The sequence below is a fragment of the Lelliottia sp. AC1 genome (genome assembly GCF_023278595.1).
GTDB lineage: Bacteria > Pseudomonadota > Gammaproteobacteria > Enterobacterales > Enterobacteriaceae > Enterobacter > Enterobacter nimipressuralis.
The window spans coordinates 1,189,660-1,205,457 of record NZ_CP025699.1 but is presented as its reverse complement, the minus strand read 5'-3'; the positions used below and the strand labels follow the sequence as shown (position 1 = coordinate 1,205,457).

General features: G+C 57.9%; 11 protein-coding genes. 4 read left to right on the top strand and 7 right to left on the bottom strand.

From position 1 onward, the window contains the following. The first annotated feature begins 88 nt into the window (after positions 1 to 88). Together C0560_RS05615 and C0560_RS05610 are read left to right on the top strand one after the other, a co-directional pair. Positions 89 to 1,516 carry an MFS transporter gene (locus C0560_RS05615; protein WP_248859792.1) on the top strand — a complete coding sequence of 476 codons (1,428 nt, stop codon included), beginning with the start codon at positions 89 to 91 and terminating at the stop codon, positions 1,514 to 1,516. A gap of 78 nt (positions 1,517 to 1,594) precedes the next feature. Further along, positions 1,595 to 2,839 carry a mechanosensitive ion channel family protein gene (locus tag C0560_RS05610; RefSeq protein ID WP_194512792.1) on the top strand — a complete coding sequence of 415 codons (1,245 nt, stop codon included), beginning with the start codon at positions 1,595 to 1,597 and terminating at the stop codon, positions 2,837 to 2,839. 3 nt (positions 2,840 to 2,842) lie between these two features. On the opposite strand, the gene C0560_RS05605 is transcribed toward C0560_RS05610, so the two are convergent. From C0560_RS05605 to C0560_RS05590, 4 genes are all read right to left on the bottom strand, one after another. Then, positions 2,843 to 3,820 (bottom strand): LacI family DNA-binding transcriptional regulator, encoded by a 978-nt coding sequence (locus C0560_RS05605; protein ID WP_248859790.1) that lies wholly within the window; start codon positions 3,818 to 3,820, stop codon positions 2,843 to 2,845. Positions 3,821 to 3,895: 75 nt separating this feature from the next. Further along, positions 3,896 to 5,038, bottom strand: coding sequence for a Gfo/Idh/MocA family protein (locus C0560_RS05600; protein WP_248859788.1), 1,143 nt, complete (start codon positions 5,036 to 5,038; stop codon positions 3,896 to 3,898). Beyond that, a complete protein-coding gene (locus tag C0560_RS05595) occupies positions 5,031 to 6,056 on the bottom strand; it encodes a sugar phosphate isomerase/epimerase (RefSeq protein ID WP_248859787.1) in 1,026 nt (341 codons plus the stop codon). The genes C0560_RS05600 and C0560_RS05595 overlap by 8 nt, the downstream gene beginning before the upstream one ends. Before the next feature lie 15 nt (positions 6,057 to 6,071). Further along, a complete protein-coding gene (locus C0560_RS05590) occupies positions 6,072 to 7,310 on the bottom strand; it encodes an MFS transporter (RefSeq protein WP_102104236.1) in 1,239 nt (412 codons plus the stop codon). A gap of 263 nt (positions 7,311 to 7,573) precedes the next feature. Here C0560_RS05590 and fhuE point away from each other — a divergent pair, with 263 nt between their 5' ends. Next, positions 7,574 to 9,712 carry a ferric-rhodotorulic acid/ferric-coprogen receptor FhuE gene (gene fhuE / locus C0560_RS05585; protein WP_248859786.1) on the top strand — a complete coding sequence of 713 codons (2,139 nt, stop codon included), beginning with the start codon at positions 7,574 to 7,576 and terminating at the stop codon, positions 9,710 to 9,712. 47 nt (positions 9,713 to 9,759) lie between these two features. Here the strand turns inward: fhuE and pheP are convergent, their stop codons facing one another. Then, positions 9,760 to 11,154, bottom strand: a complete 1,395-nt coding sequence (pheP, locus tag C0560_RS05580) for a phenylalanine transporter (protein ID WP_107704102.1) — start codon at positions 11,152 to 11,154, stop codon at positions 9,760 to 9,762. A gap of 149 nt (positions 11,155 to 11,303) precedes the next feature. Here pheP and C0560_RS05575 point away from each other — a divergent pair, with 149 nt between their 5' ends. Further along, positions 11,304 to 12,224, top strand: coding sequence for a M14 family metallocarboxypeptidase (locus C0560_RS05575; protein WP_248859785.1), 921 nt, complete (start codon positions 11,304 to 11,306; stop codon positions 12,222 to 12,224). Between the two features lie 43 nt (positions 12,225 to 12,267). Here the strand turns inward: C0560_RS05575 and C0560_RS05570 are convergent, their stop codons facing one another. Further along, positions 12,268 to 14,454: a TonB-dependent siderophore receptor gene (locus C0560_RS05570; protein WP_248859784.1), complete on the bottom strand. Its 2,187-nt coding sequence runs from the start codon at positions 14,452 to 14,454 to the stop codon at positions 12,268 to 12,270. Positions 14,455 to 14,517: 63 nt separating this feature from the next. Then, positions 14,518 to 15,597 (bottom strand): YncE family protein, encoded by a 1,080-nt coding sequence (locus C0560_RS05565; protein ID WP_123429332.1) that lies wholly within the window; start codon positions 15,595 to 15,597, stop codon positions 14,518 to 14,520. Positions 15,598 to 15,798: the final 201 nt, after the last annotated feature.

Sequence of the window (15,798 nt, the reverse complement as noted above, 5' to 3'; positions counted from 1 at the left end):
TGCCAGTACCAGTATAAGCAAGAACTGGTACCCGTTTTTATTATCACCGATGCTACGTCCATCTGCTGAATGACGCAATGGAGTCACCATGAATACGTCTGTTGTTTCACCGGGTCGCGCAGGCCTGATATTGCTGCTTACAGGCCAGATGCTGCCGCTGATTGATACCTCAATCACCAACGTGGCGCTGGATTCGATCACCCACTCACTGCACGCCACGGCCACCGAGCTGGAGCTGATTGTGGCGCTGTACGGCGTGGCCTTCGCCGTCTGTCTCGCGCTGGGCAGTAAGCTTGGCGATAACCTTGGCCGCCGCCGTCTGTTTATGTGGGGCGTGGCCGCCTTTGGCGCGGCATCGCTGCTGTGCGGCATGGCGGGAAGCGTGGAGCAACTGCTGGGCGCTCGCGTATTGCAGGGCGCAGGCGCGGCGCTGATCGTGCCGCAAATCCTCGCCACGCTGCACGTCACCCTGAAAGGCACGGCCCACGCCAAAGCCATCAGTCTGTTTGGCGGCATCGGCGGAATTGCGTTTATCGTCGGCCAGATGGGCGGCGGCTGGCTGGTGTCGGCGGATATCGCCGGGCTGGGCTGGCGAAACGCGTTCTTTATCAACGTGCCGATTTGCCTGCTGGTACTGGCCCTGAGCCGTCGCTACGTGCCGGAAACTCGCCGCGAAACGCCGTCGCGCATCGACTGGCAGGGAACCACCCTGCTGGCAATGATCCTGTGCTGCCTGCTGTTCCCGATGGCGCTCGGGCCGGAACTCCACTGGCCGCTGGTGTTGCAGCTGGCGCTGATCGCGGTGGTTCCGCTGATGCTGTGGATGCGCGCCAGCGCGTTGCGTAAGCAGCAGCGCGGCGAACATCCCCTGCTGCCCCCGCGTTTGCTGAAACTCACCAGCATCCGCTTTGGGATGGTGATCGCCCTGCTGTTTTTCAGCGCCTGGTCAGGCTTTATGTTCTGTATGGCACTGACCATGCAGGCCGGGCTGGGGATGGCGCCGTGGCAGTCGGGAAATAGCTTCATCGCCCTCGGCGTGGCCTATTTTGTCTCCGCCTGGTACGCGCCAAAACTGATTGCCCGCTACAGCATGGGGCGCATTCTGATGACCGGCCTGACGGTACAGATCGCGGGCCTGTTGCTGTTGATCGCCACCTTCTGGCGCTTCGGTCAGGCAAATACGGCGCTGACGCTGGCCCCCGCCACAATCCTGATTGGCTATGGCCAGGCGCTGATCGTCAACAGTTTTTACCGGATTGGGATGCGCGATATCAGCAGCTGCGACGCAGGCGCGGGAAGCGCAATCTTGAGCACGCTGCAACAGGCCACACTCGGTCTCGGCCCCGCCATTCTTGGCACCCTGTTCCTGACCTTTGCGCGTCACAACGGCGGCCATTACCCGCAGGCGATGATCGGTTTTCTGAGTATTGAAGTGGTGATGATGCTGGCGCTTGGCGGCATTGCCCTGTGGTTGCGCCACCGCCTGGAGGCCGGCCCGCTGCCTGCCGCATCATAGACACCACCTGCATAGCGTCGCGGGTTGCATAATAAACACGCAGCCGTCATGATAAAAGGAGGATATTCAGGAGACGTTATGCAGGAATTAATTGCTCAGGTTGAAGAGCTTGGAATTGAAATTAATCACACCACTTCGCTGGTGTTAATCTTTGGCATCATTTTACTCACCGCCGTTATTGTCCATCTGATATTGCACAAAGTGGTGCTGCGTCTGTTTGAAAAACGGGCGCAGGCCAGCTCACATTTGTGGCTGCAAATCATTACCCAGAATAAGTTATTTCACCGCCTGGCCTTTACCCTTCAGGGGATAATCGTCAACGTTCAGGCGGCGCTGTGGTTACAAAAAGGCAGCGAAGCGGCTGAAATATTAACCACCTGCGCCCGACTGTGGGTCATGGTTTATGCCCTTCTCTCCTTCTTCTCGTTATTAGATGTGATCTTCAATTTGTCGCAAAAGCTGGCAACCGCCTCTCAGCTTCCGCTCAAAGGAATATTCCAGGGCGTGAAGTTAGTGAGTGCGATCCTCGTCGGCATTCTGATGATCTCCCTGCTGATTGGTCAGTCTCCGGCGATTCTGATCAGCGGTCTTGGCGCGATGGCTGCGGTACTGATGTTGGTCTTTAAAGATCCGATTCTGGGCCTGGTCGCCGGTATTCAGCTCTCGGCGAACGACATGCTTAAACTCGGCGACTGGCTGGAGATGCCGAAATACGGCGCGGATGGCGCGGTGACGGATATCGGCCTGACCACCGTGAAAGTGCGCAACTGGGATAACACCATCAGCACCATTCCTACCTGGGCGCTGGTGTCGGACTCCTTTAAAAACTGGAGCGGCATGTCAGCCTCCGGCGGACGGCGAATTAAGCGCAGCCTGAGCATCGATACCACCAGCATTCATTTTCTTGATGAGCACGAGCAGCAGCGTTTAATTCAGGCGAAACTGTTGAAGCCCTATATGGCGGCGCGTCACGAAGAAATTCATCTCTGGAATCAGGAAAATGGTGAAGGGGAATCGGTATTAAATCTGCGCAAAATGACCAATATTGGTACATTCCGCGCGTACCTGAATGAATATCTGCGCAACCATCCGCGTATTCGTAAAGATATGACCCTGATGGTGCGCCAGCTGGCACCGGACGCCAATGGTTTACCCATTGAGATATATGCGTTCACCAATACCGTGGTTTGGGCGGAATATGAATCCATTCAGGCAGACATTTTCGACCATATTTACGCCGTGGTCGAAGAGTTTGGCCTGCGAATTCACCAGTCACCCACCGGGAACGATATTCGCTCGCTGGCGGACGCGTTCGCGAAATAATCCTCAGGTACTGGCGCGCGCCACGTAGCGCCAGTCCATCATCACCCTTTCCGTCGGCGCATCCGGGTTATCGATTTTATTCAGCAGCAGCTTGACCGCTTTGCGCCCGATATCCCGCGACGGCTGTTCAATGGTACTGAGCGGCGGGGAAACCATCTCCGACAGCTCCGTGCCGTCAAAACCGACCACCGCGATGTCCTGCGGAACCCGCAGCCCGGCCTGTTCGATGGCGCGCAGAGCACCCGCTGCCAGGGTGTCCGATACGGCAAACACCGCATCCGGCGGGTTGTTCGCCAGCAGTTTATTCATTGCCGCCATGCCCGCGCTGGAGCTGAGATCGCTCGCATACTCCACCACCTGATACTCGAGATCGCGCAGATGCAGCACGCTTTTGTAGCCGCGCTCGCGCAGACGGGCATATTTGTAGCTGAGATCGTGGTTAATGAGCGCAATCCGTCGACGCCCGCCGTCGGCCAGCTGGCTGACCACGTGCTGCGACGCGTCCACATCGTTAATGCCCACGCAGGAAACGGTGCCGGAGTCGGCGTATTCCGCGCACTGCACCCAGGGCGCACTGCCGATGAGGGCGGAGAGTTCCGGCAGTTTCGAGAACGCGTCCATGGTGATGATGCCGTCGACGATTTTGCCCGACAGCAGGCTCAGGCCGGAGCGCGACCGTTGCAGATCCGAGCCGGAATTGCACAGTAAAATGCGATAGCCGTTTTTCTCGGCCTCTTCTTCGATGCCTTTCACCACTTCGCCGCAGAACGGGTTGGCGATGTTCGAGACCATCACGAGGATCATGTAGCTGCGCGCGGTACGAAGCTGGCGCGCCAGCAGATTGGGCTGGTAGTTACTCTCTTTAATCGCCTGCAAGACGCGCTCGCGGTTCTTCGCTTTCACCGAGTCGCTGTTGTTAAGCACGCGCGACACGGTCGCCACCGAAACACCGGCGAGCTTAGCGATTTTCTGAATTGACATAACGACGGCACATCCTGCAGTTAGCGTTTTCATCAGGCTAACATAATTTTGCTGCCCGGCGAACCGGGCAGCACGTTACCGCTCAACGCGTATCCAGCGCTGCTGTTGGTGGCTTTTAACAATCGCATCAATGATATACATCACGTTTGCGCCATCGTGGAAGGTCGCAAAAAGTGGCTTCTCGGGCAGGGCATTTGCCTGCACGGCACGATAGAACTGCGCCATCATATTCTTGAACGCATCGGGCCAGCCTTCGATGTGCCCGCCGGGGAAGTGGGCGCTGTCGGCGGCATCTGCATTCATCAGGCCCGGATCGTCTGACAACGTCTGATTTGCCTGCTCGCGATACCCGATCCACAGCTGCTGCGGAATTTCCTGATCCCAGGCCACAGAACGCTCGCTGCCGTTGATTTCAAAACTGAGGCGGTTTTTGCGCCCGGCGCTAACCTGCGAGACGCTGAAACAGCCTTTGCTGCCGTCGTCAAAGCGGAACAGGACTGAGCCAAAATCCTCCGTCGTGACGGCTTTATCCGCATACACGGCGTCGGCCTGGCGGGTAAAGGTATGGTTGCCCGCCACGTTTGCCTTGCGCGTCGGCCAGACGATCGACAGATCGGCCATCACCTCGACAATGCGTCGTCCGGTGACAAACTGCACCGTGTCACACCAGTGTGAACCGATATCCGCCACCGCCCGCGAGGCCCCGCCGAGAGCGGCATCGACGCGCCAGTTGTAGTCGGTCTCCCGCAGCATCCAGTCCTGCAAATAGCTGCCGTGCGAGGCAAACAGCCGCCCCACGCTCCCCTCGCGCATCATGCTCGCCGCCTGGCGCACCATCGCGAAGTGGCGATAGACAAAGCTCACGCCGTGGATCACCCCCGCCTGCCCGGCCAGATCCACCAGTTCCCGCGCCTCTTCCGGCGTCATACACAGGGGCTTTTCAGAGAACACATGTTTGCCCGCTGCCAGAATTTGCCGGTTAATCTGCGCGTGCAGGTGGTTGGGCGTGCAGTTGTGAACCACCTGCAATCCCGGATGGGCAAGCAGTTCGTCCACGCTGCCGTAGGCATGCGGCACATTCAGCGCCCGCGCCTTTTCCTGCGCCTGCTCAAGCGAGCCGTCGCACAGGGCGACGACCTGCACAACACCCAGCCGACGCAGGGCCTCGATATGCCCCGGGCCGATAAAGCCGCTGCCGACGATCCCGACGTTAATCATGCGCGCCTCCTGCGGCAAAATCGTCAAATGCGCGGCCAGAGACCGGAATGATGTGGCGGCGGATGAACTCGCTGCCTTCGCTCGCCCCCACGTCACCGTCTTTCATGCAGCACTCCCACTCCAGCACCGCCCAGCCGTCGTAATCGTACTGCGTGAGCTTGCTGAAAATACCCTTGAAGTCGATCTGCCCGTCGCCCAGCGAGCGAAAACGCCCGGCACGGTTGATCCAGGGCTGATAGCCGCCGTAAACGCCGCTGCGTCCGTTGGCACGAAACTCCGCGTCTTTGACGTGAAACGCCTTGATGCGTGCGTGATAGATATCGATAAACGACAGGTAATCCATCTGCTGCAGCAGCATGTGGCTCGGATCGTAGAGAATATTGCAGCGCGGATGGTTGTCGACCAGCGCGAGGAAGCGCTCGAAGGTCACGCCGTCGTGCAGATCCTCCCCGGGATGCAGCTCAAAACAGAGATCGACGCCGTGCTCCTCAAAGCAGTCGAGGATCGGACGCCAGCGGCGTGCCAGCTCTGCAAACGCATCGCGAAAACGCTGCTCGTTGTGCGGCGGCCACGGGTAGAAAAACGGCCACGCCAGCGAACCGGAAAAGGTGGCGTGGGCGGTTAATCCGAGCTTCGCCGACGCCGCAGCGGCCTGTTTCACTTTGGCGGTTGCCCACGCCTGGCGCGCCGCGTCGTTACCGCGTACCGCAGGCGGCGCGAAGTGGTCAAAGGCCTCGCCGTAGACCGGACTGACCGCTACAAGCTGCCCTTCCAGATGGGTGGATAATTCGCTGATGACAAGCCCATGCCCGCCCAGTATCCCGGTGATCTCATCGCAGTAGGTCTGGCTGTTCGCCGCCTGCTCCAGATCGAAAATCTGTGGATGGTTGCAGGGGATTTGCAGCGCTTTATAGCCTTTCGCCGCCGCCCAGCCCGCCAGCCCGTCGAGGGAGTGAAACGGCGCGCGCTCGCCAATAAATTGCGACAGAAAAATGCCCGGTCCCTTAATCGTCCTCATAACACCTCCAGAAAATTACGCCTTATCTTCATCATATTTGAATGCGATAAGGAAAATCAGCGCGATCGCGGCGGCAGCTATCGCCGGGATCCACCAGAATGTGACCCACGCCTGCGGCACGGCCTGCCCCGCCACCAGGCTGTTATACAGTGCGCCAGAAATCTGTGAGCCGAGCAGCATGCCGATGCCGTAGGTGAACATCACCACCATACTCTGGGCCTGGCCTTTTACCTTTTCGCCCGCCACGCGGTCGGTGTAGATAAAGCCGACGACAAAGAAGAAGTCATAGCATACGCCGTGCAGCAAAATGCCGAGATAGAGCAGGAAGCGCCCCTCTTCGCTGACGCCGAGCGCAAAGAAGGCGTAACGCACAAACCACGCCAGCATGCCAATCAACAGCATGTATTTCACCCCGAGGCGGCGGAACAGCAGCGGGATGACCAGCATAAAGACGATCTCGGACATCTGCCCGAAGGACATGGCGGTACTGACATCTCGGATACCGGCGTCGGCGAGATAGGAGGCGGTGTACGCGTAATAAGTGCCCAGCGGAACGGAGATCAGCATCGCGCACAGGGAGAAGATAAAGAAGTGGCGCGTTTTCAGGAGTGCGAACGCATCCGCACAGAACAGATCGCGCACGGCAACGGGCATGCCTTTTGCCGGAGCTGGCGTGTGCGGCAGCGTCAGGCTATAGAGCGCCAGCAGAACGGAGCTTACCGCCGCGACCTGGAAAATGGTGACGCTGGACGCCACGCCGGTCACGCCGATGAAAATCCCGGCGACAATCCAGCCGATGGTGCCAAAGACGCGCACCACCGGGAACGTTTTGTCGACGTTAGCCAGGCTGTGAAACGCGATGTTGTTGGTCAGCGCCAGCGTCGGCATGTAGCAGAGCGTGTAGCCAAACAGCAGGCCGATCAGCAGCGCACCGTTTTCCGCGATCAGCGCCCCCGGCACGAACCACAAAATCGCCGCGCCAGCAAGGTGCATCACGGCCATCACCTTCTGCGAGGCGAAGAAGCGGTCCACCAGCATCCCGAGCACAAACGGCGACAGAATCGAGGCAATGGGCCCGGCGGAGAACGCATCGCCAATCAGCAGAGACATGTTGTGCTGAGTCATCACCAGCCCGAGCGTGACCGACCAGCTTCCCCAGATAAAAAACTGTAAGAACATCATCAGCGACAGCCGCGGCACCAGCAGCCGATGCTGGGCTATCGCCTTTCCACTACTTTCAGTTGTTGACACCATGATAAGCCTCACCCTTAAAAAGTAATCGATTACAAACATCGCCAACCAAAAAGTAATCGATTACAAAATAAAGATCCTGCGGATCAAAACAGAACTGCGAGAACGGTCACGATCTAAATTTCCGCCCCTTCTCCCACGCTTTCTCCACATTTTAATATTTAGTTACATTTGGCCGATAAATTAGTCTGCGCTTAATTCATTAAATAATTATGATTCCGATTCTCATTCAAAAAATAACATAACAACTCTTCCGGACAGGAAACATGACCTCTTTTAATGGCAAGGAAATCACGAAACCGTTTGCGGTTTCACTTATCGCGCTGGCAATCCAGACCGTCGTTCACCCGGCGCTGGCGGCAGAGAACAAAAGCGAACAGGAGATGGTGGTTTACGGCGACGCAAACACCACGGTGGATGAGCAGCAGGATTACGCGGTTAAAACCACGCGCGCAGGGACCAAAATGTTGCTCGCTCCGCGCGATATCCCGCAGTCGGTGAGCGTCGTAACGCAGCAGCGCATGAAGGATCAGGACCTGCAAAACATCGATGAGGTGCTGACTAACGCCACCGGTGTGTCGTCGCAGCAGATCGACAGCGAGCGCTCGAACTATTTCTCCCGTGGCTTTGAGATCACCAACTTCTCCTACGATGACATCCCGACGTCCATGGGCGACGCGTGGAACTTTGGCGATGCGACAGAAGATACGGCGATTTACGATCGTATCGAAGTGGTACGCGGCGCGGCGGGCCTGATGACCGGTGCGGGCGATCCGGGGGCGTCGGTGAACATGGTGCGTAAACGCGCCGACAGCAAAACCGTGACCGGCAACGTCAGCGCCAGCTATGGCAGCTGGAATAAGCAGCGCTACGTGGCCGATCTCTCTGCCCCGCTCAACGCTGACGGCAGCCTGCGCGGACGGGTGATCGCCGGTTATCAGGATCAGGACAGCTGGCTTGATCGCTACGGTAAACGCAAAAAATTTCTTTACGGCGTGATGGATGCGGATCTTACGGACCACACCACCCTTTCACTCGGCTGGGATTATCAGCAGACCAACACCGCCAACCCGACCTGGGGCGGCCTGCCGAGCCTCTACAGCATCGGTTCGCGCACCCACTACGATCGCAACGTCAACACCTCGGCGGACTGGACGGGCTATTCCATCGAATCACGCAAGGTGTTCGCGAACCTCTCCCACAGCTGGGATAACGGCTGGTCGGTGCGCTTCAACGGCACCCACGGCGAGCAGAACTTTAACGATACGCTGCTCTATGTGATGGGCAATCCGGACGCGACCACGGGCGACGGCGCGAGCGGCTGGGGGAGCAAAGATCGCGGCAAACGCACCCTCGACTCCTTTGACTCCTACGCCAGCGGCCCGTTTGAACTGCTTGGCCGCCAGCACCAGCTGATGGCCGGGGCCAGCTACAGCCGCCAGCATAACGCTACCTTCAGTAAGGATGGCCCGATGGACAGCGTGGGTATCTTTAACAACAACTGGGATGGGAGCGTGGCGGAACCGGCGTGGGGCGACTGGTATCAAAACGCCGATGACATCGTGCGTCAGAAATCGGCCTACACGGCGACACGCCTGTCGCTGGCCGATCCCCTGTCGCTGATTTTAGGCGCGCGTTACACCCAGTACAGCACCAACGGCAGCAGTGGCGATATGCGTAAATACAACACCACCCCGTACGGCGGCCTGGTGTTCGATATCACCGACGCGCTTTCGGCGTACGCCAGTTACACCTCGATTTTCGCGCCGCAGACCAAGCGCAGCAAAGATGGCGCGTGGCTGTCGCCGGTAACCGGCAAAAACTACGAAACCGGCCTGAAAGCCGACTGGATGGACGGTCGCCTGACCACCAACGTTGCGGTATTCCGTATCGAGCAGGAAAACGCGGCGGAGGCGATCAGCGGAGAGTTCGTCAACGGCTCCAGCGAGCAGGCCTATCGCGCAACAAAAGGGGCGGTGAGCAAAGGGGCCGAGTTTGAAGTGAACGGCGCCGTGACCGACGATCTGCAGCTGACCTTCAGCGCCACGCGTTACGTCGCCACCGATACGGATGGCCGCTTCAACAGCTATGCACCGCAGACCCAGCTCAAACTCTTCAGCCGCTATCGCGTGCCGGTACTGCCGGACCTGACGGTCGGCGGCGGCGTGAACTGGCAAAACCGGGTGTATAAAGACGTAACAGGGCCGGATGGCGAAACCCAGCGTCTGTACCAGGGCAGCTACCCGCTGGTCGATCTGTTCGCGAAGTATCAGCTGACCAAACAGCTGGCGGTGCAGGCCAACGTCAGCAATCTGTTTGACCGGGAATATTACTCGTATCTCGACGACTCGGCGGTGTATGGCGAACCGCGAAGTGTCTCAGTGAGTATGAGTTATCTGTTCTGATGAGATGATGTGAAAGCCCGCCTGCGGTTCCGCTGGCGGGCTTTTTGTTAGCGCGCTTTACTGCGCGATAAGGTAAAGGCCACAAACAAGAATACCACCCACACGGGCAGCAGGAACGCCGACAGACGCATGTCATCGATGGTGCACATCAGCACCAGAATCATGCCGAGGAACGCGATACACAGGTAGTTACCCGCCGGATAGAGCAGCGCCTTGAACTGCGTCTCACGCCCTTTACGACGCATCGCCGCACGAAAGCGCAGGTGCGCCAGGCAGATCATGATCCAGTTCAGCAGCAGGGTAGCCACCACCAGCGCCATCAGCAGGCCAAAGGCCTCTTTCGGCAGCAGATAGTTGATCAGCACCACCAGCGAGGTAATGCCTCCGGAGAGCAGCAGCGAATTGACCGGTACGCCGCGACGGCTGACGCGCGTTAAGAACTTCGGCGCATTGCCCTGCACGGAGAGGCCAAACAGCATGCGGCTGTTAGAGTAGACGCCGCTGTTATAGACCGAGAGCGAAGCCACCAGAATGACGAAGTTCAGCGCCGATGCCACCAGGTTGCTGTTCATATCATGGAAAATCATCACAAACGGGCTGCTGTCGGATTTCACCTCTACCCACGGGTAGAGCGCCAGCAGAACCACCAGCGAACCGATATAAAACAGCAGAATACGGTAGACCACCTGGTTGACCGCTTTCGGAATGCTTTTGTGCGGATCGCGCGCTTCTGCCGCCGTTATCCCAATCAGCTCCAGCCCGCCAAAGGAGAACATGATCACCGCCAGGGACATAATCAGTCCGTTCCAGCCGGTCGCGAGGAAACCGCCGTGTTTCCACAGGTTATCGATGTTCGCACGCTCGCCCCCGTGCCCGGAGAAGAGCAGCCACAGGCCAAAGCCGATCATGCCGATAATCGCCAGCACTTTAATCAGCGCGAACCAGAATTCCGTTTCGCCATACAGACGCACGTTCACCAGGTTTACGGCGTTGATAATAATGAAGAAGGCGGCGGCCCAGATCCACGTCGGGACATCCGGGAGCCAGTACTGCATGTAGATGCCCGCGGCGGTGAGTTCAGCCATGCCGACCAGCACGAACATCACCCAGTAGTTCCAGCCGGACAGGAAGCCTGCAAACGGCCCCCAGTATTTGTAAGCAAAGTGGGCGAAAGAGCCAGAAACCGGCTCTTCGACGACCATTTCACCAAGCTGGCGCATAATCAGAAAGGCAATCACGCCCGCAATGCCGTATCCCAGCAGTACCGCAGGCCCGGCCATTTGAATCGCTGGCCCGATGCCGAGAAACAGTCCGGTACCAATCGCGCCGCCGAGGGCAATTAATTGAATATGTCGATTTTGCAAACCACGTTGCAGCGTCGGTGTCTGTTCCGACGAGGCTTCAGAAACCGCATTGTCTGAAGCGGATGACGCGTCTTTCACGTCTGACCCCTGTGTATTTTTATTGGAAGGGGCACCTTTTAACACTTCGGGTCAGCAGGAGCAAGTTGCAGGCCCGGCTCAAATACCCATATGAATTTAAAAGCGCGGCTGGGTATGATGTTGAGAACCCTACACTGACAGAGTGACCTATGACTGAGAAACAGTTCTACCCTATCGGTACGCCAGGCCAGCCATGGACTGCGGCGGAAAAACAGCAGTGGCGCGAGAACCAGACGCGTTTTCGCAGCTATCAGACGGACGTGCTTGACGCGATCAATGCCCTCAAGCCTCGCTACGACGTGAGTCAGTACGGCGAATTACACTACGGCGACCAGACCTTCCCGCTAATGGCCGTGAAATCACACCACTGGGACGACAACCTTCCCGTCGCGCTGATTACCGGCGGTGTTCACGGGTACGAAACCAGTGGCGTGATGGGCGCGCTGAACTTCCTGGCGGAGTATCAGAATGAGTATGCGGGGAAAATCAATTTACTGGTGGTGCCGTGCGTCAGCCCGTGGGCCTACGAGCATATCACTCGCTGGACCTATGAAGCCGTGGATACCAACCGTCAGTTCTGGCCACAAGGGGAAGGTGAAGAAGCCCGCGCGCTGATGGCGTTAACCGCCCCGCTGAAAGGCAAATTCCTGCTGCACGTTGATCTGCACGAAACCACTGACAGCGATGAGAGCGAGTTCCGACCGGCAAAGGCCGCGCGCGACGGACTGCCATTTGAGCCGGGGACAATTCCCGATGGCTACTATCTGGTGAGCGATACGCAGAATTCACGGCTGGATTTCCAGCAGGCGATTATCGACGCCGTGAAGAAAGTCACCCATATCGCCCCTGCCGATGAGAATGGCAAAATGATGGAGTTCACCGTCGTCAGCGAGGGCGTGGTGGAATATGACATTCATGCCTATCATCTGTGCGCCACCCTTACCGGCGCGCCGTTTACCACCACCACGGAAGTTTATCCCGACAGCCCTGGCACCACGCCAGAGGCCTGTACGCGCGCGCAGATTGTGACCGTTCACGCCGCAATTGCGTTTGCGCTGGCGCACGCTTAAGAAATGGATGGGGCATCCGTGCCCCTGATAACGAGGGTAAAACTTAGAACTCGTAGCCGACGGAAACCTTGAAAGTACGCGGCTCGCCCTGGAACAGGTAAGTTCCGGAATCGTCCACGCTTGCCCAGTAGTTTTCGTCCGTCACGTTGTCGATACCGGCACGCACGGTCATTTGATTCTGGTTCTGGTTTACCGCGAAGCGATAGCGCATGCCCAGATCCAGCGTGGTGTAGCTGTCGAGTTTTTTGCTGTTCGCCAGATCCGCGTACTGAGAGCCGGAGTGGTTCACGCGCGCGGTCGCCGTCAGGCCGTCGATCGGTTTGATGTCATATTCCGCACCCAGCACCGCATAGAAATTCGGTACGCCGATGACCTTGTTACCCTGATTCAGCCCGTTGTTGGTTTTGGTCATTTCTGCCTGCAGCCACGTGGCGCTGACATTCAGACGCATTCCCAGCATCGGCTCGCCGAACACGTTCAGCTCCACGCCGCGGTTACGCTGCTCGGCATCCAGACCGTAGTGTTTGGTCACGCTGTCGAGGATCGCCGACGGCATTTTGATTTCGAACAGGGCCAAAGAACCGCCCACGCGTCCGAAGTCTGCTTTCACGCCCACTTCGTTCTGCTTCGAGTGAACAATCCCGGTGCTTTGCCCGTAGTTAGTCGCGGTATCTGGCGCGGTTTTACCCGGCTGCAGCGCTTCGGTGTGGTTAGCGTAGAGCGAAAGTTCGTCCCACGGTTTGTAGACCACGCCGTAGGTTGGCATCCAGCGGCTGCCGTCAAAGCCATCGGCGTCGTTTTCCGCACCGGTGATTTTGTTGTATCCGCGAATCACCACTTTTTGATGGCGCGCGCCAGCGGTAAACAAGAGTTTGTCGTCGAGTACGCCAAGGGTATCGCTGAGCAACCAGCCCTGAGTGCGGGTGCGGCCGCTGGTCAACGGATCGCTATAGTTACCGCCGGAGCCATTGAAGTTGCTGCTGTCAGGTTTATCCACGCCGGTATTGTGATAGATGTTGGTGATCGGGTTATCCGCTGCCGCCGACATCTTCCACGCGATTTTTTCGTTTTTGGTCATTGCGGAGTAGCCCACGTTGACCTTGTGCGACACGAAACCGGTATCGAAGTTACCGCGAATGCCTGCCATGCCGCTCACGGCGTCGCTGATGCGATTGGTATCCAGACGTGTTGCCGTGGCGTTACCGCTCTTATCCATCAGCTTCGCGCCGCTGTACAGCCCCTCTTCGTGGGCGTGCTGCGCACCCAGTCCGGTGTAAGCCGTCCAGCTATCGGTGATGTCGTACTCGCTGCGCCACATGCCGAATTCGTTTTCGATATTGCTGTAGGCCCATTTCTGCGAGTAGTTACGATCGTTTTTCGGTGGCGTCGGCACGAAATCGACCCCGGAAATGTTGACGCCCGTTTCGCTGCCATGGAAAGTTTTCTTCTGATAGCCCATGTCCAGTGAGGTGCGGAAGTTGTCACTTTTGAAATCCAGCCCGGTAGAGAGCAGTGTGGTGCGACGGCGGTCGTTGGCAACCGGTGCTTCGCCTTCGCGGTGGACCAGGTTCACGCGTGCGCCAAACTGGTCACTCTCCCCGAAGCGCCGACCGGCGTCCAGCGTGGTGCCAATCTGCGAATCAGAAGTGTAATCGACGCCAATTTTGGCCTGCGGCGTGTCGCCCGCGTGTTTTGGCTCAAGGTTGATCATCCCGCCGACGCCGGAGCTTGCCGCGCCGTTCATCAGGGAGTTGGCACCTTTGAAGATCTCAATACGATCAACCATCTGCGTATCGACCACCTGACGCGGCAGCACGCCGGAGAGACCGCCAAAAGTCATGTCATCGCCGTCGAATTTCAGGCCGCGAATGCGATAGCTTTCCGCACTGTTGCCGTAGCCCTGCACCGACTGCACGCCCGCATCGTTGGCGACCACATCGGCAATGGTTTTGGCCTGCTGATCTTCCACCAGCTTCGAGGTGTAGCTGATGATGTTAAAAGGCACGTCCATCGCGTTCTGCTGGCCGAGCATCCCCATGCGGCCACCGTTGGCGACCTGTCCGTCAAGGAATGCGGGCACCAGCTGATCGCCGCCCGGTTTGAAATCGCTGGCCGGCGCAGACTGCACCACGAGGGTCTCTTCTTTTGGAGTATCCGCCGCAAAGGCGGAGTGCGTAACCGCGCCGATGGCGAGCGCCAGCAGCGTTTTGTTCATTCTGGTGTTGTTCATGATTAACTCGTTCAACATACGCGCAAAATGGCCCGTCGCCGGGCCTGATAATTTATAAGAGGTTTATTTCAGTGAAATTCTGACAACGCTGTCCGGTCCGTTCGTGGAGTGGTCTTTGTTGAATGCCTGTTTGACGGTGACGTACAGCGTCTGGCCATCTTCGGACAGCAGCAGGCTGTTTGGATTCGGAGGCAGATCCCAGCTCTGTTTGACGGCATAGGTCGTGGCATCCAGGCTCAGCAGTTTTCCGCTTTCGCGCTGGGTGATGTACAGCTCGTTGCGTTTAGCGTTGAATTTCACCGCCAGCGAATCGCCCACATCCAGCTGCTTAATCACTTCCCCGGTGTGGATATCCAGCACCAGCGTGGTTTTGGCTTTGGAGTTATCGGTCACGAACAGGCGACCCGTGGCCTTGTCTTCTGCCAGGTTAAGCAGCAACGCCGGTTTGTCGCCGAGCGGTTTCCAGCGTTTTTCGATGCGATTGTTGCGCGGATTGATAATCAGGATTTCGCCGCCGCCGTTAGCCACGTATATGCGCTGAGTCTGCTCAGACCACAGCAGCCCCGTCACCCACTGCCCGGCATTTTTGATGGTTTTTTTCAGCTTGAGCGTTTCGGCATCCACCACCCAGACCACTGCCGGATCGGCGACACCGCCGATGTAAAGGGTGCCATCATGCAGCAGCACCTGGCGCGCCCCGTACGGGAAACCTTCTTTGTTGCGTTCGGTGAACAGCAGACGATTTTTCACTTTGCCGTCCGCGGTGCTGATGGCGCTGATACCGCCGTCCAGCGAGTTGGTCGCATAGACGGTGCTGCCATCCTTTGATATCGCCAGCGCAAAGTTTTTCAGATCCGTATGGCTGCGGCCAATGGTTTTGAGCGTAGTGGGATCGAGTTTGTAGATCACCCCGCCCTGCACGTCCTTAAACCCTTCGGCGCTGGCGACATACAGCGCATCGCCTTTCGGACTGAGCACCATTTCGTATAAGCCGTCGGCCAGTTCACGCTTCACCACGCCGGTTTCCGCCGGCGCGGTTACGGCGGTGTGGGCTTCAGGGGCAGGTTTGGCGGCATGCTGCGCGGCGCAGCCGGAAAGAGAGGCAGCCACAAGCAGCGCCAGCGCGGACAATTTTTTTGTCATCAGGAACATCCTTTACCGTTCAAAAAGAGAATCAGGCGGGAAACTGCGTCGCATGCTGCTGTGCGATTAAGGTTGTTTTACAGGCTGTGAGGCCAGTGCAGAGTCCACCGTTAACACTCAGTGTTCCGTGTGAGATCTGCGCTCACTGTTGATGCGGGAATCGTCCGTCGCTGCCCACAAACACTAAAGAGAATGAGAACT